Below are 20,112 nucleotides of genomic sequence, written 5' to 3'. Positions count from 1 at the left end.
AAGGCAACGAATTCGCCTTCGTTGTGTTCGGCGCAGCGACCGTCGCCGACATACTGACCGACCCATGGGGTAGCTGCCTGACCCTGGCTGTGGCGTTGTCTCTGTGCGTAAAACCCCTGCTCAATCGGCTGGAACCCCACGGCAAACAAGACCATCAGGAGGCAGACCTGATCGACCAGAAAAACCACGGACGATTCGGCCAGATCGCAAGGCGCTTGCTGATGTCTTTGGGCGTTGCAGGGGGGTACTTGACCATGATTCCGACCACATCCAGACACTGCGCAAATCCGGGATCGAGGCGTTCTACGGCGATGCCCAAGCCTTGGTAATGGTCAACCCTATTGACGATCAGGGCGATAACCTGGCCCTGACCCAACTGGCCAAGATGCATTTGCCGAACTTGAAACTGATGGTGCACGCACGCGACATGGGACACCGCAGTGCTTTGCCTCAGATGGGCATGGATGCGGGCGAATGCGAGACGTTTGAAAGCGCATTGGCCTGGGGTGGCAGAGCGCTGGAGCAACTGAGCATTGGCCGTTGCGAGGCTCGGGAGCGCGCCGACAGTTTTCGACGTCTGAACCGGCAGATGCGGGAGGGAGTGGCCGTGCAACCGGTGGAAGACACCGAGTTCAAATACGACGCTTACAAGCAGGCCTACGCGCTGTTAACGAAAATGTTCAACGAAGACCTTACGCCCCCCTCGCCAGTTGGCCTGGGGCAGATCCGAGGGGTAGAAAAGAACGCCAGCCCAATCAGCCTGAGCCGTGACGAAAAGGTGCGTTAAACCACCTCTTCCAGCTCCGCGAGAATGGATTTTTTCATCACTCCAACTGAGCGAGAGCCGGGCATGACCCGCAACAGCCGCCCCTCATGAAACACAGCCAAGGATGGCACTGCCCGGATACCATACATTTGCGTAATGGTCGGAGAGACCGCCACATCAATCTTTGCAAAAGCCGCCAAGGCGTGAAGTTTTTCTTCCAGAGCATGAAACACCGGCTTCATCTCCTGACACGGCTTGCACCAAGACGCTGAAAACAGCACGACGCTGCTGCCTTTGGCCACAAATCGGGCGAACTGCGGAGCACTCAACTCAACGATACGGCTCATCAGCACCTCGTATTCAATGCAATTGAAAAGGCGGCACCCCCGGGTGCCGCGCCTCCTCTATCAATCAAACCTTGCAACCATCAATGCCACAGACTTGGCTGCTAAACGATTGCTCATCGAGCTCTGAATTGGCCCGCATCTTGTTCAGTGCCTCGAGAAACGCGGCCTCTGGCTGAGCACCGGATACTGAGAAGGAGTTATTGAATACGAACAGCGGAACGCCCGAACCCAATCGAGCGGCCACATGTTCGTCCTCCTCCATCTCTACGCGCAACTCAACGGACGACCACGCCATTTGGATTGAGGCATCCGAAACGCCAACGGCCTTGGCTATGGTCTCCAGACTGCCTCGCTCAAACAGCGACTGACCGTGGCGGGTGCTTTGCTCATACAGCGCCTCGAACAAACGTTTTTTTACAGCTTCGTCCGCAACCGCCTTGACCAGGACATGGGCATCGGCGGTATCGCCAAACAGCATGCTTTCAAACCGATAATCAAGCCCTGCATCCCGGCCATATTTACTGACGGTGTTCATCATCGCGACAGCGGAATCAGGATTGCCGAGCTTGCGCTTCAGGGCTGCAACCATCGGTTCTGGCACGTGATCCGCCGCCAGGCGATAAGCTCTTAGGTTTATTTGCACCTGATCTTTTTCTGCAAATTTATCGAGTGCCTGCTCGAAACGACGCTTGGCGACCCAGCACCAGGGGCAGACAAAATCAGACCAGATATCCACCGCGAACTTTTTTGAAGGGGGTTGCATGACTCATCCTGCGTTGAAAGAAATGAAGGTCGCGCCGCTCATGTTAAAACGCCGCCAGGAGACTCTTTTGCTCAAGCACGTACGGCCATGACGCCCGCATCCACATCCCAAATCGCGCCGGTGACCCAGGACGCTTTATCAGAGAGCAGGAACAGAATGGTATTGGCGACATCCTCAGGAAGACCGACTCGCCCCAGCGGGTGGAAGGCGTTGAGGGACTTCATCGCTTCCGGAATCGCCTCTTTGTCCATGAACCCTTCATAGATCGAGGTATGGACGATCCCTGGCGAGGCCGCATTGACTCGAATTCCGGAGTGAGCCAACTCAATGGCCAGATTGCGTGTCAACGCATGCAGGCCCGCCTTGGCCATCGAATAGGCAGAGGCCGGTGAACCCGCCAATGCTGCCTGGGCACCGATGGAGCCAACGTTGACAATCGCCCCTTCGCGCCGCGCCGCCAACATGTTCTTGACCACGGTCTGGGTAATGAAAAAAGTCGCACGGTTGAGCGATAGGTACATGTCATATTCAGCCCCGTCATGCTCAGTGAACGGCTTGGGGACAAAGATCCCAGCCGAGTTCACCATAAAGCTGATATCGCTGTGATGATCGTTGATTTCCTGGCGAACGGCGTTCATACCCTCTTCAGTCATCAGGTTAGCGACGATCACGGACACAGAGCCCAAGGCGCTCAGCTCGCGGCGTACCGCCTCGGCCTTTTCTTGTTTACTGCCGGTCAGTACCACACTACCGCCCGCCTTCAGCATCATGCGCGCGGTTTCCAGGCCCATGCCGCTGGTACCGCCGACGACCAACAGCTTCTTACCTTTGAAAAAATCACTCATTGCACGCTCCGATCAAGCAAGGTTCCGTAAAGTTAAACACCGAGGCAACCATGCCCTTGTGGGGGCATGACGACTTCAAAACACCCGGGCAGTGAGATCAGTCCTCACGAACTTCAAGGGTGGGCACCATGCGGATGGCTTTCGAGAAGTTTGCATAGTTGACAGACGTCTTGAGCACCACGTTGTGCAGTTCTTCAACACGCTCGCGGGAGGCGTCGGTATGCAGGCGAATCACCACATTCACTTCGTCGTATCCCGGGTTGACGCTTTCATCGAGCCCCAGAAAACCACGCAAATCGAGGGTGCCGTCGGTTTCGATTTCCAGGCTATGAATCTTGATACCCATCATCGAGGCGTTGGCGGCATAACCGACTGACATGCATGCGTTGAGTGCCGCCATCAACAGCTCTTGTGGGTTAGGAGCGCTGTTCTGACCCAATAACTCGTTTGGCTCATCGGCAACGATCTCGAAATCACGTGGGTAGGTTTCACCGGCCAGGCTGTAACGGCTGACCTTGGCCACCGAGCGGGTCTGATGCTCCCATTTCGTCTTTACGTTAAAGCCCGCCTGACGTTTGGACGCATCCTCAGCCACGCCTTGGGCGAACTGCTGGAGTGCAGCTACATCAATACCGTTCAGGTTATTACTCATCGATTCAATCCTTATTGAATGCAGGGGCGCTAAAGCCCGGAAGAGAAATTACTCTACCAACTGGTAGATAGGCTTTCAATTCATTTCCAATGATCGGCGTTATCACGATGAGAAATACACAAACTGTTTTGCTGCTGGCAGCAGTATTCCGCCCACACGCTTTGTTTTCGCTGGGACAGCAGGTGCAAGGCAATAGACAATCGACGCCCACAGCCGGGGCCGCTGCAAGATTCAGGGATTTGAATTGGGTGGAGACGCAGAGATGCAGGGTCCATTCATCTGGCTCTGGCCAGACTTTCGGATGACACAAAGGAAACGTATTCGGCGGACTGAAGCCGCCGGAACACTTTAAAAAAGCGAATCAAGCCTAGTTGATTGGGACAATAACAGACAAGGAAACCCCGACCTCGCGGAGGTATCAGTGGTGGGTTTTTGCAGCCCGCAGGCTATCCAGAATGAATTCGAATCCGGAAAATTGCGCGTACTGGTCATTCAAGGCCCAGGACACAAAGCTGCCTCCTTCAAGCGTATTCAAGATCACCCTGGAGATCTTGACTGCATCCAGTTCAGCCTTGATCTCTCCGTCTGCTTGACCATTGCGAACATTGTCTTGAAGCCAGTCGAGATGGATTTCGAAAAAGTCCCGAGTCATTTCCTTGAGGCTTTCCGGCAACGCCAGTAACTCAGCCGCCAAGGCGCCACACAGCGGCAACATTGCGTTCTCACTGCTTTCAGAAAACATCTGGGCGAAAGCCTCGAGTCGCTTCATGACACTGATATTTTCATCATTGATGCGTTCAAGTTGCTTCTTGAATCTGAACAGGTAGCTCTCGACAATAGCAATTGCCAGGCCTTCTTTCGTCGGGAAGTGGTGATGAATACTTGCCTTCTTTATGCCTATCTCAGTTGCCAGATCGGCATAGCTGAATGCCGCATAGCCCTTTGTGCGTAACAATAGTTCCGCACAGGTGAGAAGGTCAGAACGTGTGCTCATGATCCTGCATCCAAATTTTTCAATGCGGCATCATAAATTAGTACCTCCCTATAAGACAGCGCTCCGGCAACAGCCTCCTTAGCTCGCCTTCACAACCCGCGCAATGCACTGGCAATACCGCCCCATCATGCAAAACACCCGAGCCCGGGCGTTGCCTGACCCAACAAGCCATTGGTTTGCAACGACTTTATAAATCACGGTGGTTGGCACAGCCGATGCAGCTACCCCTGAGGCGTAGCGTTGGCCTGTTGATCGGCGCGCGTCTCACCGTGATGACCCAAGGAATCCGATATGAACGCCATTGACCTGCTGCAAGCTGATCACGAACGCGTCAAAGCCATCCTGGCCCAACTCAGCGAGTCCACCGAGCGCGGTGTCAAAAAGCGCACGGAGTTGCTGGCCAAGCTGGAGATGGAGATCACCATCCATACCCGACTTGAAGAAGAAATCCTCTACCCGGCCTTCAAGGAAGCCGGCGGCAAGGAGCAAGACGTGATGTATTACGAGGCCAAGGAAGAACACCGCACCGTGGACTCCCTGGTATTGCCGGATTTGAAGGAGACCAGCCCGGGTACCCCTGAGTTTTCCGGCCGCGTGAAAGTGGTCAAGGAGCTGCTGGAACACCACATCGAAGAAGAGGAAACCGAGATGTTTCCTCAGGCGAAAAAGCTGCTGGGCAAGGCCAAGCTGGACGAGTTGGGACAGCAGATGGAAGCGCTGAAAGCGGACTACAAAAAGACCCTTTCCGGCCCTGAACTCGCCGCCTGATCGACCCTCACCTGATCGAACGTAAAAAAGCCCCGCTCTCGCGGGGCTTTTCAGGTTCAGGTCGGCCTGTTGGTCGGTCGCAGCGTTGGCGGCCTAAAGCACCGACCCGAGTTCATGGGCGACAGTCCCCTTAATCACCGACCTTGATCACCACCTTGCCAAAGGCGCCCTTGGCCAGGTGCTTGTAGGCTTCACGGGCCTTGTCGAACGGATAGACCTGATCGATGACCGGCCGGATCTTGTGTGCGTTCAAGAACACATTCATGCGGTCGAACGACGAACGCGGCGCCACGGCAATACCGCGCAGGGTGGTTTGGCGAAAGATCAGTGGCATCAGGTTGAGCTGCACGCTCTGCCCGGTCAGAAAGCCGATCTGCGCAATGCGCCCGGCGGCTTTGGTGGCGGCGATGGACTGGTTGATGCCGTTGCCACCGGCCACATCCAGCAGCAGATCGACGCCTTTACCCTCGGTGAGCCTGAGCACTTCGGCCTCCCACTCGGAGGTGCTGCGGTAGTTGATGCCCGCCACCGCTCCCAGCTTCATCACGGCTTGCAGGTTGTGGTCGCTGCTGGAGGTGGCAATGACCTTTGCCCCCAACGCCGTGGCAATCTGCACGGCAAAAATGGAGACGCCGCCGGTGCCCTGGACCAGCACGGTCTGGCCCGGCTGCAGCTGCCCGAAATCAACCAGCGAATACCAGGCCGTCAGCGCGGCAATCGGCAACGTGGCGGCCTCTTCGTCGCTCATATTGCCTGGCGCAGCCACAGCGCTGTCTTGGTGAATGATCATGTACTCCGCCAAGCCGCCGGGCAGCGGCGAGCCAAAGCAGTAATCCGGTTCATCCGGGCCGGGCTCCCCGTCCAACCAACGGGAGTACAGGTGCGAGTTGACGCGATCGCCCACCTTGAAGCGGGTGACGCCCTCACCCACCGCTGCCACGGTGCCGGCGGCATCGCTGACGGGGATCAGGTTTTTCGGAACCTTGTGCGGTTCATAGATGCCATCGACGATGGCCTTGTCGCGAAAATTCAGCGAAACCGCACCGACCTTCACCAGCAGCTCACCGGCCTGGGGCTCGGGGACGGGGACTTCCCCCATCTGCAGGTGGTTCAGTCCGAAATCCTTCAGTAGCCAAGCCTTCATTGCGTATCTCCAAAGCGTTGTCAGGGGTGGCGACGCCAGGGGGCGGCGTGGCCATGCCGTATCTTTCGCCTTTGGCCCGGGGCAATAAATGCGTATAAAAGGACATGATTGTTCTACCCATACGCAACAATCAGCGATCCTACACTCGATGCCCCCTCGAAGGCCCCACAGGACAGATCATGGAACTGCTTCAATCGATGCGCTTGTTCGCCCGGCTCGCCGAACTCGGAAGCTTCACCAAGGCCGCCGAGTCCCTGGAGATCGGGCGGCCCCAAGTCACCCGCTACATTCAAGAGCTGGAGTCGTCGCTGGGGGTGCGTTTGTTCCAGCGCACCACCCGGAAGGTCACACTGACTGCCGAGGGCGAGCGATTCTACGAACGGGTGGTGGAGATCCTCGGCAGCATCAGCGCGGCAACCTCCATGTTCGACCCGTCCGGGGCCACCCTCAGTGGCCGGTTGCGCATCGATATCCCGACCGCCTTTGCCCAACTTGAACTCATCGAAAACCTCAAGGGCTTCACGGCGGCATTTCCAGGCATCAACCTGACCCTGGGGGTGACCGACCGGACGGTCGACCTGGTGGGCGAAGGCATTGATTGTGCGCTGCGCCTGGGCGAGTTGCCGGACTCGACCTTGATCGCCCGTCCGGTGGGCATGGCAACCATGGTGACCTGCGCCGCCCCCCGCTACCTGCTCGAACACAACGAGCCGACGCGACTGGAAGATCTGGCGGCGCATCAAGGTGTCAATTTCCTCTCGGGCCACAGCAACCGGACATTGCCCTGGCATTTCCGGGTCGACGGCCAGGACCAGGCCTATATCAGCAATGCCGGAATTACCGTCACCGAGTCCCATGCCTATGTGCAATGTGGCGTGGCCGGTTTCGGCATCATCCAGGCGCCCGGTATTGCAGTCAGCCAATACCTCGGCAGTGGCGCCCTGGTGGAGATTCTAAAACCCTATCGCCCGGCCCCGCGCCCGGTCACCCTGTTGTACCCCAGCCGGGCCCATATCGCGCCGCAGGTGCAGGTGTTCATCGAGTGGCTGCACACGCATTTTCCGCAGTTGCACGCGGCCTGGCTGGAGCCGTAACGCCTCAGCAAGCGAGCCTCATTTCCTGGGTCAGCCCGCCCCGCGCAAGGTTGCGATATCACGTTTGGGCGGCGCACCAAACAGCCGGCTGTATTCGCGGCTGAACTGCGAGGGGCTTTCATAACCGACGTTGAAGGCCGCACTGGAGACGTCCTGGTGTTCGTTGAGCATCAATCGCCGGGCCTCGTTCAAGCGCAGCCATTTCTGGTACTGCAACGGGCTCATGGCGGTGAGCTGGCGAAAATGGTGGTGAAAGGTCGCCGAACTCATCTGCACCCGAGACGCGAGTTCATCGACGCGCAGGGCCGAGGTGTAATTCAGTTTCAGCCAATCGATGGCCCTGGCGATGCGATAGCCCTGGCCATCGACCGAGGTGATTTGCCGCAACCGACCCGCCTGGTCGCTGCGTAACAGGCGGTAGTGAATTTCCCGCTGGATCAGGGGCGCGAGCACGGCAATGGCCTCGGGCTCATCGAGCAACGCCAGCAAGCGCTCGAACGATGCCAGCAAGGGGCCGGTCACGGTGCCGATGCCCACGCCCGTCACCACTGGACGGTCCCGGGTTGGCGGCAGCTCACTGTGCGCAATCAGCTCCGCCAGCATGCGCAGGTCAAGCTTGAACGTCAGCCCCAGGCAGGGCCGTTCGGGGCGTGCTGCCAGGACTTCCGAGTTGGCGGGCAAGTCCAGGGAGGTGACCAAGAAGCGCGAGGTGTCGTAGGGGTAACCCTCGCCCCCGACCCACAGCTGCTTCTCGCCTTGGGCCACCAGAATGATGCTCGGCTCCACCATGCACACCACCGGCGGCGACGGGTGTTCGCGGCGGAACAGGCCGAGGCCCGGAATCGATGTGGTGAAGTCTCCGGGTGTTGAAATCCGCGCGCCAATGCTCTGCGCAAGCGCCTCTTGCGGGGCTGCGGAATGAGCCGTGTTGGGCTGCGCCGTGTCGGGGTGGATGTTGTTCATGCTGTGCTCTTTGCCAGGTCCGCCGAAACTGTAACTCGGCAGCCCGCCAGCGTCTTGCCAATCGATCAAGACTCATAGGATCAGGCAAGTAATCCAGTGTAATGCACTACAGAACCGCTGAGTGGGTCGGGAAAATGTACCGACCAACGCCACCCAGGGTTCGCCATCTCAACCAGCAATCGATAACGCCCCTGACGGAATGAAGGCCGACGTCGAACGCCCCCGACATAACCCATTACCCCAACCCCCTCCATGACAAGGACTCTCCAATGAAAGGCATTTTTCTTGCCCTCGGGCTGCTTGTTACCTCCGTTTCTTCACTAGGTGCCGACATGTCGAACGCAGCGAGCAACTTCTACAAAAGCGACCAGGTGACCGTGGAAAAAGTCACCTTCAAGAATCAGTACGGCATGCAGGTGGCGGGCAACCTGTTCGTGCCCAAGGCCCTGGCCGCCACCGCCTATAATGCCGCGATCATCGTCGGCCACCCCATGGGCGCGGTCAAAGAGCAGAGCGCGAACCTCTACGCCACTAAAATGGCCGAGCAGGGCTTTGTCACCCTCTCCCTGGACTTGTCTTTCTGGGGAGAAAGCGCGGGCACGCCGCGCAATGCGGTCTCACCGGACATCTACGCCGAAGACTTCAGCGCCGCCGTGGACTTCCTCGGCACTTCCCCCCTGGTCGACCGTGAGCGAATCGGCGTCCTGGGTATCTGCGGCAGTGGCAGCTTCGCCATCAGCGCGGCGAAGATCGATCCGCGCCTGAAAGCCATCGCCACCGTCAGCATGTACGACATGGGCGCCGCCAACCGTAACGGCCTCAAGCACGCCGTGACCCTGGAGCAACGCCAGCAAGTCCTTCGCGACGCCGCCGAACAGCGTTACGCAGAATTCACCGGGGGGCCAATCCGCTACACCGGCGGCACGCCACTCAAGCTGACCGGCAACGCCATCGGCGATGAGTTCTTCGACTTCTACCGCACCCCACGCGGGCAAGTCACACCGGCCGGGGCCTCGCCACAACACACCACCATGCCGACCCAGACCAGCAACGTGAAGTTCATGAACTTCTACCCGTTCAATGACATCGAGACCCTCTCGCCGCGGCCTCTGCTGTTGATCACCGGCGCCGACGCCCACTCCCGGGAATTCAGCGAAGACGCCTACCAGCGCGCCGCCGAGCCCAAGGAACTGGTGATCATTCCAGGCGCCGGGCATGTGGATCTTTACGACCGGGTCAACCTCATTCCCTTCGCCAAACTGGGCAGCTTCTTTAAAAGCAACCTGAAGTAATCGAATCGGCGCCCTGCCCGGGCGCCGGCACTTTCTGCGGCCTGGTTGATCAGGCCGCGGGGCTTCAGGCATGACAGGATTCAAGCAATGACCGCTCACCCTCTTCTCCCGTCCCGGCAGGCTCGGCCCGCCTGGGGCGCGGTACTGGCCATGTCCCTGGCCGCCTTTGCCCTGGTGGCTTCTGAGTTCATGCCCGTCAGCCTGCTGACGCCGATTGCCGCCGACCTGAACATCACCGAAGGCCAGGCCGGCCAGGGTATTTCCGTCTCGGGGCTATTCGCCCTGATCACCAGCCTGCTCATCGCCTCGGTGGCGGCGCGAGTCGACCGCAAACGACTGCTGATCGCCCTGACCCTGCTGATGATCCTGTCCGGAGCGGTGGTGGCGTACGCGCCGAACTACCTGATCTTCATGCTCGGCCGGGCGCTGATTGGCGTGGCCATTGGCGGGTTCTGGTCGCTGTCGGCAGCCACCGCCATGAAGCTGGTACCCGCTGACCAGGTGCCGCGCGCCTTGACCATCGTCAACGGTGGCAACGCCCTCGCCACCGTGATTGCCGCGCCCCTGGGGAGCTTTCTCGGGGCGTTGATCGGCTGGCGCGGGGCCTTTTTCTGCATCCTGCCGGTGGCCATGATCGCCGCCCTGTGGTTGCTGGCGAGCCTGCCCTCGATCAAGACGCCCCGGCACGCCAGCCGCGGCAATCCGTTTCGCTCGCTGGCCCAGGCACCGGTGGCCTTGGGCATGCTGGCGGTCAGCGTGTTTTTCATGGGCCAGTTCATGTTGTTCACCTACTTGCGGCCGTTCCTGGAAGGCATCACCCACGTCAGCGTCTCGATGCTCTCGCTGATGCTCTTGGTGCTGGGTGTGGCCGGGTTAGTGGGCACCCTCCTGATTGAAGCCTTGCTGAAAAAGGGCCTGTACCGAACGCTGATTGCCATCCCGATGCTGATGGCGGTGATCGCCCTGTCGCTGGTGTCTTTTGGCAGCTCGCCCGCCATCACCATGACGCTGCTTGGGCTCTGGGGCCTGCTGGCAACAGCGGCGCCAGTGGGCTGGTGGACCTGGCTGGCGAACACCCTGCCAGACGACGCAGAAGCCGGAGGCGGCTTGATGGTGGCGATCGTGCAGCTGGCGATCGCCCTGGGCGCTACCGTGGGCGGCCTGGTGTTCGACGTCAGCGGCTACCAGGCCACCTTCGAACTGAGCGCGGCCTTGTTGGTATTGGCCGCCGTACTCGCCTACCTGGCAGCACGTTCCGCCGCGCACACCGCCCCGGTTACAGGCCATGCCAATGCATGACTCGGCCCGCAGCAAGGTCCGGTGATCGGTGCCTTGCTGGCAGCCCTGAAGCCGAACTTAACGGGCGCTGTCGATGATCTGACCGCCGTCCGGCGTCAAGCTGTAGCCGGTGATGAACTGCGCATCCTGGCTGGCCAGAAACAGCACCACAGGAGCAATGTCATCTTCCGGCGAACCATAGCGCCCCAGAACGTTGGTCGGCGCTGGCGCATCGTAGGCCGAGCCCCAGGTGTCCGCGACGGGCAGCAGGTTATTCACGGTGATGTTGTCGGCGCCCCACTCCCGGGCGGCCGAACGCGTCAGGGCGCGCACCGCTTCCTTGGCCATGTTGTACGGGGCATAACCCTGCATCCCGATCACCCCGGCCAGGGAGCCGAAGTTGATCACCCGCCCTGCTCCGCTCGCCTTCAGATGGGGGTAGCAGGCTTGCATGGTGCGCAGATAGGCAATCGGCCCCATCTCGAAATTGCGCTGCAGTTGTTCCACCGGCAACTCCAGCACCGATGAAAATACCGCGCTGGGGTCGAAAGCGTTGTTCACCAAAATGTCGATCCGGCCGTAAACCGACGCCACCTGGTCGACCGCCGCCTGGACCTGCCCAGGGTCCGCGATGTCGCAGACAATCCCCAGGGCGCTCCCCCCCGCCGCCTGGATATCGGCCACCACCTGATCGACGTTTGCCGCCGTGCGCGACACCACCGCGACCGTCGCGCCCTGGGCCGCAAACAGCTTGGCCGTCGCGCGGCCGATACCGCGGCCGGCGCCCGTGACGATGGCTACTTTTCCGTTGAGTCGGGACATGGTGTTCTCCAATCAGTTAAGGGTTGCAAGGTTTTCCGTGGCCACCCGCCCGTAGGGCGACGGCCAGTCTCGGGCGCTGTTTTGAGTCAGGAAAGAAGTGGCCAGCAGCACCAGGCACAGCGCCGCCGGCAGGGCCTCGCGCGGCTTGCCCACCCCGATATGCGCTGCCGCGGACAGCAGCAGGTGATAGAACATTCCGGCATAGGCGAGATCACTCAGCGCCACACTGAAGCGCGACAGAATCACCGCCACGACAAGGAGTTTTACCGCGATCAGCAGCGGCACCAGGTACTCGGGATAACCGAGACCCGCAAAGACTTCGCGCACCCAGTTTCTTTTGAAGATGTACAACGTTGCGGAGACTAGATAGATCAACGACAACAGCATGGTGCTGATCCAATACCCATAAATGGCGATCATTAAGCGGCTTCCTGAGCACGTGTATTACTTCGACTTGGGCTCACGATGTCGCCTAACATGAAAGTTCACAAGTAGGATGAAAAAGTGGTGCTTAGTATGGAAAACCAGACTAATGAAGTTCCTCACATCAACATGCACGAAGAAATGCGCCGCGCATTTGCCCTGCTTTCAGGCAAATGGAAACTGGAAATCATGTGGTTGTTGAATCAGCGGATTTATCGATTTGGCGAACTGCGCAAAGCCATCAGCGGTATTACCCAGCACATGCTGACCGCACAACTTCGCGAGCTTGAACATGACGGGTTGGTGTCACGCACGGTATTTGCCGAAGTGCCACCACGCGTCGAATATGAAATGACCGAAAAGGCCCGGGCACTGGGGCCGACGATGCAGGCACTGGCCACCTGGTGGAGCGAATACGGCAACAGCGTGCCGGTAAAACCCAGTTCACGCGGGCGCAAGCCAACCACCCACACACCGCGCTGAACATTGCGCTCAGCCGGCGCTCGCACCCATGCCCTGCCTGGGGCCTGATCGTCTGCCGGTGCGCGGGTTCACCGGCTTCGACCCGGGCACATGCTGTTAAAAGATCTTCCGCCCCTGTTTCGCCAAACCCATGGCTGTGTATCCCGCGGTGATGGCCGCTCGCTGGACGAACGAGGCCAATGGATGACCGATGAGCGTCAGTCGAGCGGGCGGCCTGTGGGCCTCTGTATCGGGCTGCGACGCAATAGCGTGAGCGCCGCTGCGGTTACAGCAGTTGCCCGCCCGAAATATCAAACGTGGTCCCGTTGGCCCAGGCCATGTCATCGGACAGGATGGCCGCCACCGCACCGCCGATGTCGTCCGGCAGGCCGACACGGCCCAGTGCGATGCCTTGTGCCACGTAGGCATTCACCTCCTGGTTATCGCGCACTGCACCACCGCCAAAATCGGTTGCGATGGCGCCCGGGGCAATTGCATTCACCCGAATTCGGCGCGACCCCAGTTCCACGGCCATGTAGCGGGTCAGCACTTCGACTGCAGCTTTCACGGCTGCATAAATGCTGTACCCCGGCAGCGTAAAGCGCACAAAACCGGAGGACACGTTGAGGATGCGACCGCCGTCTGCGGCGAGGGGCAGCAGCGCCTGAGTGAGGAAAATCGGCCCGCGAAGGTGCGTGGCGACCAGTGAGGCAAACTGCTCTTGAGTCGCGTCAGTAAAGTTGGAAAAAAGACCATTGCCGGCATTGTTGACGAGGAAGTCGAAGCGCTCGCGGCCGAAGTTGGCCATCAGCGTATGGGTCACTGCGCTTGAGAACGCCTCATAGCTGGCGGTATCGGTGATATCGAGCGGCAGCATCGCGGCCTTGCCGCCCTGCGCTTCGATCTCCAGCTTCAAGGTCTCGGCTTCTGCTGCGCCGCTGCGGTAGGTGCCGATGATGTGGACGCCGCGCTTGGCGAGGTGAAGGGCCATGTTGCGGCCGAGGCCGCGGCTGGCACCGGTGATAAGAGCGATCTGCTGGGTCATGGTCTGTCTCTGCTGGGTTAGGTGCACCCTGGGGTGCTTGCTTGACCCGCCCAAGATAGGCAACGGGCGGTTTTCAACCCACGCCTGATCAGCTCAATTCATTGCCTGATTGTCTCAATCGTCTTGCGTGCTGCCGGAGCATCGCCATAATCCGCTGATGAATAATGACCTTGCCCCCCACCTTGATATCGCCCTGCGCCATGCGCCGCCGGGTTTGACGCGCACGCCGATCCCGCGTGTAGACCTCTGCGTCGGGCAAGGCTCTACAGACGAGACACCCTGCCTGTACCGCTCGATGATCTGCTTCATCCTGCAAGGCTCGAAGCGCGTCGCGCTTAACGACCATCTTCTGAGCTACGACAGTCAGCAATACCTCATCAGCGCCCTGGACCTGCCTCTGATCGGGCAGATTCTGGATGCGGAAGGGGGGCAGCCCTACGTTGCGGTCTCGCTCGTGCTGGATCCGGCCCTGCTGGCGGAACTGGCGGCGACCCTGCCGCCGGTTCGCGAGAGCGCGGAAAACGGGATTGGCATCACCATCAACCCGATGAGCGCGGCGCTTCGCGACACGTTACTGCGCTTGTTGTCACTGCTCGACACACCGGCCGACATCCCGGTTCTGGGCCCCCTGGTCGAACGGGAGTTGCTCTATCGTCTCCTTCAGGGGCCTCAAGGCCGGCTACTGCGCCAGATTGCCCAACCCGACGGCGCCCTCGGAAGCATCCGCCGAGCCGTGGCCTGGATCAGGGATAACTACAGTGCGCGGCTGCGTATCGAGGCGCTGTGCGATGCCAGCGGCATGAGCCGCGCCAGCCTGCATCGGCACTTCAAGTCGATGACCGGCTTGAGTCCTATCCAGTATCAGAAGCAGCTCAGGTTGCAGGAAGCTCGCCAGCTTTTACTGGCGGGCGAGCATCGCGCGTCTGACGTAGCGTTCGCCGTCGGCTATGAAAGCGCCTCCCAGTTCAGCCGCGAGTACCTCCGGCAATTCGGCGCCTCGCCGGCCCGCAACGTGCGCGAAATACGCCAGGCGATCGGTGAGCCGTTTCTCAACACGACCGCCTCAACATCGCCGCCAACCGAGCCGAGCGCCACCTCTATGCAATCGGCGATCACCGATACCCTGGCATAAAAAAGGCCGCCTCGAGTATTCGAGGCAGCCTTGGGCAAGTCAGCTAGAGATCAGATCAAACGGCGCATTCAACCCCTGCCCCAACACTGGCCTTGCCGGATCAAAACAGCTCAATGCCGGATGCAAATGGATTTGCTTTCAGTAAAGGCATCGAGCCAATCGACACCGAAATCCCGCCCTGTGCCTGACTGTTTGAAACCACCGAACGGCATGTTCGCGTCGATAAGGGTGTGGCTGTTGACCCACACGGTGCCGGCCTCGATGCGTGGGGTCAGATCCATGGCGGCGGACAGGCTGTTGGTCCATAAGCTGGCGGTGAGCCCGTATTCGGTGTCGTTGGCCTTGCTCAGGGCTTCTTCGACGTCGGCCACCCGGGTCAGGGTGACGACCGGCCCGAACACTTCCTCCCGGCTCAGCGACAACCTGTCATCGGGGTTGATCACCAGGGTTGGCGAGACATAAAACCCTTGGTGGTCCGGGACCGGGGCGCCGCTGATCAGCTCGGCCTGGTGGCTGTGGGCGTCGGCCAGGTAGGACTGGACTTTGAGTTGATGGGGTTTGGAGGCCACCGGGTTGATCTGGGCGCTGGGGTCCATGCCCGCCCCTAAGGTCAGCCCTTTGACCGCCGACTCGAAGTCGCCCACCAGCCGGTCGAACAACGGGGCTTCGATGTAGATCCGCGAGCTGGCGGCACAAACCTGGCCCTGATTGAGAAAGCTGCCCATCATCAGGCCTTCGACCACTTGCTGCGGGTCTGCGTCCTTGAGGACGATGGCCGGGTTTTTGCCGCCCAATTCCAGGGTGATGCGGGTCAGCCGGTCCACGGCGCCGCGGGCAATGCCCTTGCCGGTGGCGGTCGAGCCGGTGAAGCTGATTTTGCTGATCAACGGGTGGCGGGTCAGGACTTGACCGCACACGCTGCCGCTGCCCGTCACCAGGTTGAAGACACCCGGAGGAATGCCGGCTTCAGTGGCCAGTTCGGCCATGCGCATCAAGGTCAGCGGGGTGATTTCCGAAGGCTTGATCACAATCGAGCAACCGGCCGCCAGTGCCGGCATCACCTTCCACATGCCGATCATCAACGGGAAGTTCCAGGGCACAATCCCGGCGACCACGCCAATCGGCTCTTTGCGGGTGTAGGCGGTGTAGCGCGCCCCGGCGGGTACGGGGAGCGACAGGTCGAGGCTGCGTCCGGAGATTTTTGTGGCCAGGCCTGCGGTGTAGCGCATCCAGTTCAGGGTGCAGCCCACTTCAAAGGCCCGCGACACCGCGATCGACTTGCCCTGCTCCAGGGTTTCCAACTGGGCCAGTTCTTCAGCGTGCTGTTCGAGCAAGTCGGCATAGCGCAGCAAAATACGTTCGCGCTCCGCCGGCAGGCGGCGCGACCAGACGCCCGAGACAAAAGCACCATGGGCCGACGTCACCGCACGCTCGACATCGAACGCATTGGCGTCGGCAGTCGAGGCGATCTGCAGGCCGGTTGAAGGGTCGTAGACCGGCAAGGTGGCCGTGGACTGGGCACTGACCCAACCGCCATCGATGTACAAGCCACGGCGTTGCTTCAAGAAGGCGCTGACCCTGTCCAGGGTCGCGACCTTATGACTATGATTCATGATCCTTGCCTCACGCAGACGATTGGAAATAACCACCACTGCACGCCTCAACCGCCCCACGGTCGGCGTTACAGTGCTTGGCGTCAGAGCCTAAGTCAGCGATGAGGCCTTGGACTTTTCATCTGTGCCAGAGCGGTTTCTGTCCCTGCCAATCTCGGTTCGGCGAACCAGACAGCGCGGCGTCGACCGCTGGGCCTTACACTGCGCGGCATCGTCTCGACGCCCCGAAAACTCCCGGGTTCGATGGGGTGCCGATCGAGAACGATTGATTTAGGCACAGAGCACAAGGTTTCTGGCAAGAATCAAAAAGAAGCGATCCACCGGCTGTAGCAAAGTGCAGGTGTGCCTGTCCCCGGCTCGTCCCAAGGAACTCAGAAATGTTCACGTCCGTAGCGTTGCTAAAAAGAAAACCGCTGGCTCGACTCGCGCTGGCAATGACCTTGGCCACCGTCAGCTTGCCGTGCTGGCTGCCCAATGCCGACGCTCACGGAGCGGCCGCCGAGATGGTGCCCCTGCAATCGACCCTCGAGGCGTTTGGCGCCACGGTCAAATGGGACAACTACGCCAACCTGTTCGTCATCGCCAAGGACGGTGCCTACGTCAAGGTCAAGCCCAACAGCAAGGTGGCACTGCTCAACGGCAAGCGCATGGAGCTGTCCGTGCCGGTGGTGTTCAAGAACAAGACCGCGTTCATGTCCAAGGACTTCATCAACCAGGTATTCCAGTCCGGCCTGGACAAGACCTTTGTCGTCGAGACTCGCCCCAACCCGCTCAACCCGCTGAGCGCCGACGAAATCAAGGCCGCCGTGACCATCGTCAAGCAGTCCGAGCACTACAAGCCCGGCTTGCGCTTCACCGAAGTCTCCGTCAAGGAGCCGCCCAAGGAGCAAGTGTGGAACTTCGTCTACACCGGCCAGAACGTCAGCCAGCCGCGCCAGGCCAATGTGGTGGTGCTCGATGGCAAGCATGTGATCGAAGGGCTGGTGGATCTGGACAGCAAGACGCTGAAGTCCTGGAAACCCGTGGAAGGTGCCCACGGCATGGTCTTGCTGGATGACTTTGCCACCGTGCAGTCCGCCATTGAGTCGAGCCCGGAATACGCACAGGCTTTGGCCAAACGTGGCATCAACGACGTCAAGAAGGTCGTGGCCACGCCGCTGACGGTCGGCTATTTCGACGGCAAGGACGGCCTGGCCCAGGATAAACGCCTGCTGAAAATCGTCAGTTACCTGAACACCGATGACGGCAACTACTGGGCACACCCGATCGAGGGCCTGGTGGCGATTGTCGACCTGGAGCAGAAGAAACTGATCAAGATCGAGGACGAAGCCCTGATCCCGGTGCCGATGAAACCAACCCCCTATGACGGGCGTGGGCGCCTGGGAGTGAAGGTCAAGCCGTTGGAGATCATCGAGCCCGAGGGGAAAAACTACACCATCACCGGCAACAGCATTCACTGGCAGAACTGGAACTTCCACGTCCGCCTCGATTCCCGGGTCGGCCCGGTGCTGTCCACCGTCACCTACGACGACAAGGGCAAGAAACGCAAAGTCATGTACGAAGGCTCCCTGGGCGGCATGATCGTGCCTTACGGCGACCCGGATGTGGGCTGGTATTTCAAGGCCTACCTGGACTCGGGCGACTACGGCATGGGCACCTTGACCTCGCCGATCGCCCGCGGCAAAGACGCCCCGGAAAACGCCGTGCTCCTGGACGCCACCCTGGCCGACTACACCGGCGCACCGACCTCGATCCCACGCGCCATGGCGGTGTTCGAGCGCTACGCCGGCCCGGAATACAAGCACCAGGAAATGGGCCAGCCCAACCTCAGCACCGAACGCCGTGAACTGGTGGTGCGGTGGATCAGCACCGTCGGCAACTACGACTACATCTTCGACTGGGTCTTCCAGCAGAACGGCACCATCGGCATCGACGCCGGCGCCACCGGCATCGAGGCGGTCAAGGGGGTGAAGTCCAAAACCATGCACGAGGCCACCGCCAAGGAAGACACCCGCTACGGCACCCTGCTCGACCACAACATCGTGGGCACCACCCACCAGCACATCTACAACTTCCGCCTGGACATGGATGTGGATGGGGAAAACAACTCCCTGGTGGAAGTGAACCCGGTGGTCGCCAAGAACGACCGCGGCGGGCCGCGCACCAGCACCATGCAGACCGAGCAGCAGGTGGTCAGCAGCGAACAGCAAGCCGCGCAGAAATTCGACCCTTCGACCGTTCGCCTGCTGACCAACTTCAGCAAGGAAAACAAAGTCGGCAACCCGGTTTCCTATCAGTTGATCCCTTACGCCGGCGGCACTCACCCGGTGGCCAAGGGCGCCAACTTCGGCAAGGATGAGTGGCTCTATCACCGCTTGAGCTTTATGGACAAACAACTCTGGGTAACGCGCTACAACCCCGAGGAAAAATACCCTGAAGGCAAGTACCCGAACCGCTCGGACAAGGACGCCGGGCTGGGCCAGTTCACCCATGACAACCAGTCCATCGAGAACACCGACAATGTGGTCTGGCTGACCACCGGCACCACCCACATCGCCCGTGCCGAAGAGTGGCCGATCATGCCCACCGAGTGGGTGCATGTGCTGTTGAAACCATGGAACTTCTTCGATGAAACCCCGACGTTGAACCTCAACTCACCCCAATAAACGCATAAAAAAAGAGGCTCCCAGGAGCCTCTTTTTTTGTGTTGGAGAACGCATCGGTCAAGCGTGCTGCTTGCGGTACTCCCCCGGGGAAATGCCAAAGCGCGACTTGAACGCCGTGGAGAAGTAGCTCGAATCGGAGAACCCCCACGAGTAACCCAGCGCCGACAGCTTTTGCTCGACCCCCGACTGGCGCAAGGACTCGGCACACAGGTCCAGGCGACGGTTCTTGATATAGCGCGCCACCACCAGCCCCTTCTTGGCGAACATCCGATACAGGCCGCGCATGGAGACGCCAACTTCCCGCGCCAGCCATTCAGGGCAGAGCTCTTCCGAACGGATGTGCTCGTCAATGCAGCCCAGCGTCTTGCGGAACAGGCGCTCGTGCACATCACCGCCGTCTTCGGCCTGGCTGATCGCCGGGCGCAGCAGGCTGACAATCGCTTCCAGGGTCGCTTCGCTTTCCTGCCGGCTCAGGCTGGGTTGTGACGCGGCATCCAATATCAAACGGTGGGAAAACAGGGCAATGGGGGATGTCGCGGCAATCCGTTGGCCGCACCGGACCTGACTGAAGCGCAGGGTTTGCTCGACCAACTGATAGGGAAGAATGAGCGACAACTGCCGCGAGTTTTCACTGTAGGTGAAGTCGCTGGGGCGCGAGGCATCGATCAGCGTGATGTCGCCCGCCGAGAGCAAGGCCTTGTTGTCGCCCTGGGCCATGCCGGCGGTGCCATCGAGTTGGAACACCGCGAAGTACTTGCCGCCCTCACCTGCCGCGACCTCTCGCGGCGTGCGGTACAGCCGCGCCTGGCAGGCATCGACAAAACTGAGCTCCAGTGCGCCGTTTTGGCACTCGCGGATCTGCCCGGAAAATTCGGTGCCCAGGGTTTGTGCGTTGAAGGCGCCGCATATCTGGTTGATCTGGTGGATCCACTGATCAAACCCATCACGGCGTTGTGCAAGTGTAGAAATCATCTCGGGCCTCACGCGGGCTTATTTTTATTATGTACGCCACTTCACGATAAATGGCGGCACCACTGCCGTGC

Annotated in this window: 20 protein-coding genes and 1 pseudogene; 9 read left to right on the top strand and 12 right to left on the bottom strand. The window is 60.1% G+C overall.

Annotation, left to right across the window (positions count from 1 at the left end):
- Positions 1–329 (top strand): annotated as a pseudogene (locus tag M1B35_RS32255) (hypothetical protein); the annotation flags it as partial.
- Positions 323–787 carry a hypothetical protein gene (locus M1B35_RS32250; RefSeq protein WP_425273414.1) on the top strand — a complete coding sequence of 155 codons (465 nt, stop codon included), beginning with the start codon at positions 323–325 and terminating at the stop codon, positions 785–787. The pseudogene M1B35_RS32255 and the gene M1B35_RS32250, both read left to right, overlap by 7 nt.
- Here the strand turns inward: M1B35_RS32250 and M1B35_RS15270 are convergent.
- The 5 genes from M1B35_RS15270 to M1B35_RS15250 all read right to left on the bottom strand — a co-directional run bounded on the left by M1B35_RS15270 (position 784) and on the right by M1B35_RS15250 (position 4,367).
- Complete coding sequence (locus M1B35_RS15270) at positions 784–1,113, bottom strand: thioredoxin family protein (RefSeq protein ID WP_268262397.1); 330 nt, start codon at positions 1,111–1,113, stop codon at positions 784–786. The genes M1B35_RS32250 and M1B35_RS15270 overlap by 4 nt on opposite strands.
- A gap of 64 nt (positions 1,114–1,177) precedes the next feature.
- Complete coding sequence (locus M1B35_RS15265) at positions 1,178–1,876, bottom strand: DsbA family oxidoreductase (RefSeq protein WP_268262396.1); 699 nt, start codon at positions 1,874–1,876, stop codon at positions 1,178–1,180.
- 71 nt (positions 1,877–1,947) lie between these two features.
- Positions 1,948–2,721, bottom strand: a complete 774-nt coding sequence (locus tag M1B35_RS15260; RefSeq protein ID WP_123334002.1) for an SDR family NAD(P)-dependent oxidoreductase — start codon at positions 2,719–2,721, stop codon at positions 1,948–1,950.
- 97 nt (positions 2,722–2,818) lie between these two features.
- On the bottom strand, positions 2,819–3,373 hold the full coding sequence (locus tag M1B35_RS15255) for an OsmC family protein (protein ID WP_268262395.1): 555 nt from the start codon (positions 3,371–3,373) through the stop codon (positions 2,819–2,821).
- Positions 3,374–3,791: 418 nt separating this feature from the next.
- Complete coding sequence (locus tag M1B35_RS15250) at positions 3,792–4,367, bottom strand: TetR/AcrR family transcriptional regulator (RefSeq protein ID WP_123334006.1); 576 nt, start codon at positions 4,365–4,367, stop codon at positions 3,792–3,794.
- Positions 4,368–4,658: 291 nt separating this feature from the next.
- On the opposite strand from M1B35_RS15250, the gene M1B35_RS15245 reads away from it, so the two are divergent.
- Positions 4,659–5,135, top strand: a complete 477-nt coding sequence (locus M1B35_RS15245; RefSeq protein WP_123334008.1) for a hemerythrin domain-containing protein — start codon at positions 4,659–4,661, stop codon at positions 5,133–5,135.
- Positions 5,136–5,265: 130 nt separating this feature from the next.
- On the opposite strand, the gene M1B35_RS15240 is transcribed toward M1B35_RS15245, so the two are convergent.
- Positions 5,266–6,279, bottom strand: a complete 1,014-nt coding sequence (locus tag M1B35_RS15240) for a zinc-dependent alcohol dehydrogenase family protein (RefSeq protein WP_123334010.1) — start codon at positions 6,277–6,279, stop codon at positions 5,266–5,268.
- A gap of 179 nt (positions 6,280–6,458) precedes the next feature.
- Here M1B35_RS15240 and M1B35_RS15235 point away from each other — a divergent pair, with 179 nt between their 5' ends.
- Positions 6,459–7,373, top strand: coding sequence for a LysR family transcriptional regulator (locus M1B35_RS15235; RefSeq protein WP_123334012.1), 915 nt, complete (start codon positions 6,459–6,461; stop codon positions 7,371–7,373).
- Between the two features lie 30 nt (positions 7,374–7,403).
- Here M1B35_RS15235 and M1B35_RS15230 read toward each other — a convergent pair whose 3' ends face one another.
- Complete coding sequence (locus M1B35_RS15230; protein WP_123334014.1) at positions 7,404–8,336, bottom strand: AraC family transcriptional regulator; 933 nt, start codon at positions 8,334–8,336, stop codon at positions 7,404–7,406.
- Positions 8,337–8,605: 269 nt separating this feature from the next.
- Between M1B35_RS15230 and M1B35_RS15225 the strand changes: the two genes are divergently transcribed.
- Positions 8,606–9,628 (top strand): alpha/beta hydrolase, encoded by a 1,023-nt coding sequence (locus tag M1B35_RS15225; protein ID WP_123334016.1) that lies wholly within the window; start codon positions 8,606–8,608, stop codon positions 9,626–9,628.
- A gap of 87 nt (positions 9,629–9,715) precedes the next feature.
- Positions 9,716–10,927: an MFS transporter gene (locus M1B35_RS15220; protein WP_268262394.1), complete on the top strand. Its 1,212-nt coding sequence runs from the start codon at positions 9,716–9,718 to the stop codon at positions 10,925–10,927.
- A 57-nt stretch (positions 10,928–10,984) separates the two neighbouring features.
- Here the strand turns inward: M1B35_RS15220 and M1B35_RS15215 are convergent, their stop codons facing one another.
- Both M1B35_RS15215 and M1B35_RS15210 read right to left on the bottom strand, forming a co-directional pair.
- Positions 10,985–11,728: an SDR family NAD(P)-dependent oxidoreductase gene (locus tag M1B35_RS15215; protein ID WP_268262393.1), complete on the bottom strand. Its 744-nt coding sequence runs from the start codon at positions 11,726–11,728 to the stop codon at positions 10,985–10,987.
- A 12-nt stretch (positions 11,729–11,740) separates the two neighbouring features.
- Entirely contained in the window at positions 11,741–12,148 is a 408-nt protein-coding gene (locus M1B35_RS15210; protein WP_268262392.1) for a DoxX family protein, read from the bottom strand.
- 96 nt (positions 12,149–12,244) lie between these two features.
- On the opposite strand from M1B35_RS15210, the gene M1B35_RS15205 reads away from it, so the two are divergent.
- Positions 12,245–12,634 (top strand): winged helix-turn-helix transcriptional regulator, encoded by a 390-nt coding sequence (locus M1B35_RS15205; RefSeq protein ID WP_268262391.1) that lies wholly within the window; start codon positions 12,245–12,247, stop codon positions 12,632–12,634.
- Positions 12,635–12,899: 265 nt separating this feature from the next.
- Here the strand turns inward: M1B35_RS15205 and M1B35_RS15200 are convergent, their stop codons facing one another.
- Positions 12,900–13,658 carry an SDR family NAD(P)-dependent oxidoreductase gene (locus tag M1B35_RS15200; protein WP_268262390.1) on the bottom strand — a complete coding sequence of 253 codons (759 nt, stop codon included), beginning with the start codon at positions 13,656–13,658 and terminating at the stop codon, positions 12,900–12,902.
- Between the two features lie 157 nt (positions 13,659–13,815).
- Between M1B35_RS15200 and M1B35_RS15195 the strand changes: the two genes are divergently transcribed.
- On the top strand, positions 13,816–14,790 hold the full coding sequence (locus tag M1B35_RS15195) for an AraC family transcriptional regulator (RefSeq protein WP_268262389.1): 975 nt from the start codon (positions 13,816–13,818) through the stop codon (positions 14,788–14,790).
- Positions 14,791–14,900: 110 nt separating this feature from the next.
- Here the strand turns inward: M1B35_RS15195 and M1B35_RS15190 are convergent, their stop codons facing one another.
- Positions 14,901–16,403 (bottom strand): aldehyde dehydrogenase family protein, encoded by a 1,503-nt coding sequence (locus M1B35_RS15190; protein ID WP_268262388.1) that lies wholly within the window; start codon positions 16,401–16,403, stop codon positions 14,901–14,903.
- Positions 16,404–16,780: 377 nt separating this feature from the next.
- On the opposite strand from M1B35_RS15190, the gene tynA reads away from it, so the two are divergent.
- A complete protein-coding gene (gene tynA, locus M1B35_RS15185) occupies positions 16,781–19,069 on the top strand; it encodes a primary-amine oxidase (RefSeq protein ID WP_268262387.1) in 2,289 nt (762 codons plus the stop codon).
- A gap of 57 nt (positions 19,070–19,126) precedes the next feature.
- Here tynA and feaR read toward each other — a convergent pair whose 3' ends face one another.
- The gene (gene feaR / locus M1B35_RS15180) at positions 19,127–20,041 is read right to left on the bottom strand and encodes a transcriptional regulator FeaR (protein ID WP_268262386.1); all 915 of its coding nucleotides are present in this window, start codon (positions 20,039–20,041) and stop codon (positions 19,127–19,129) included.
- Between the last annotated feature and the right edge of the window lie 71 nt (positions 20,042–20,112).

Source organism: Pseudomonas morbosilactucae (assembly GCF_023241665.1).
In the GTDB taxonomy this organism is placed as follows: domain Bacteria; phylum Pseudomonadota; class Gammaproteobacteria; order Pseudomonadales; family Pseudomonadaceae; genus Aquipseudomonas; species Aquipseudomonas morbosilactucae.
This window is presented reverse-complemented; position numbering and strand designations above follow the sequence as displayed.

Excerpts from the sequence above, each read along its gene's own strand:
- M1B35_RS15270 (WP_268262397.1), bottom strand. The coding sequence starts at position 1,113 with ATGAGCCGTATCGTTGAGTTGAGTGCTCCGCAGTTCGCCCGATTTGTG.
- M1B35_RS15265 (WP_268262396.1), bottom strand. The coding sequence starts at position 1,876 with ATGCAACCCCCTTCAAAAAAGTTCGCGGTGGATATCTGGTCTGATTTT.
- M1B35_RS15260 (WP_123334002.1), bottom strand. The coding sequence starts at position 2,721 with ATGAGTGATTTTTTCAAAGGTAAGAAGCTGTTGGTCGTCGGCGGTACC.
- M1B35_RS15255 (WP_268262395.1), bottom strand. The coding sequence starts at position 3,373 with ATGAGTAATAACCTGAACGGTATTGATGTAGCTGCACTCCAGCAGTTC.
- M1B35_RS15250 (WP_123334006.1), bottom strand. The coding sequence starts at position 4,367 with ATGAGCACACGTTCTGACCTTCTCACCTGTGCGGAACTATTGTTACGC.
- M1B35_RS15245 (WP_123334008.1), top strand. The coding sequence starts at position 4,659 with ATGAACGCCATTGACCTGCTGCAAGCTGATCACGAACGCGTCAAAGCC.
- M1B35_RS15240 (WP_123334010.1), bottom strand. The coding sequence starts at position 6,279 with ATGAAGGCTTGGCTACTGAAGGATTTCGGACTGAACCACCTGCAGATG.
- M1B35_RS15235 (WP_123334012.1), top strand. The coding sequence starts at position 6,459 with ATGGAACTGCTTCAATCGATGCGCTTGTTCGCCCGGCTCGCCGAACTC.
- M1B35_RS15230 (WP_123334014.1), bottom strand. The coding sequence starts at position 8,336 with ATGAACAACATCCACCCCGACACGGCGCAGCCCAACACGGCTCATTCC.
- M1B35_RS15225 (WP_123334016.1), top strand. The coding sequence starts at position 8,606 with ATGAAAGGCATTTTTCTTGCCCTCGGGCTGCTTGTTACCTCCGTTTCT.
- M1B35_RS15220 (WP_268262394.1), top strand. The coding sequence starts at position 9,716 with ATGACCGCTCACCCTCTTCTCCCGTCCCGGCAGGCTCGGCCCGCCTGG.
- M1B35_RS15215 (WP_268262393.1), bottom strand. The coding sequence starts at position 11,728 with ATGTCCCGACTCAACGGAAAAGTAGCCATCGTCACGGGCGCCGGCCGC.
- M1B35_RS15210 (WP_268262392.1), bottom strand. The coding sequence starts at position 12,148 with ATGATCGCCATTTATGGGTATTGGATCAGCACCATGCTGTTGTCGTTG.
- M1B35_RS15205 (WP_268262391.1), top strand. The coding sequence starts at position 12,245 with ATGGAAAACCAGACTAATGAAGTTCCTCACATCAACATGCACGAAGAA.
- M1B35_RS15200 (WP_268262390.1), bottom strand. The coding sequence starts at position 13,658 with ATGACCCAGCAGATCGCTCTTATCACCGGTGCCAGCCGCGGCCTCGGC.
- M1B35_RS15195 (WP_268262389.1), top strand. The coding sequence starts at position 13,816 with ATGAATAATGACCTTGCCCCCCACCTTGATATCGCCCTGCGCCATGCG.
- M1B35_RS15190 (WP_268262388.1), bottom strand. The coding sequence starts at position 16,403 with ATGAATCATAGTCATAAGGTCGCGACCCTGGACAGGGTCAGCGCCTTC.
- tynA (WP_268262387.1), top strand. The coding sequence starts at position 16,781 with ATGTTCACGTCCGTAGCGTTGCTAAAAAGAAAACCGCTGGCTCGACTC.
- feaR (WP_268262386.1), bottom strand. The coding sequence starts at position 20,041 with ATGATTTCTACACTTGCACAACGCCGTGATGGGTTTGATCAGTGGATC.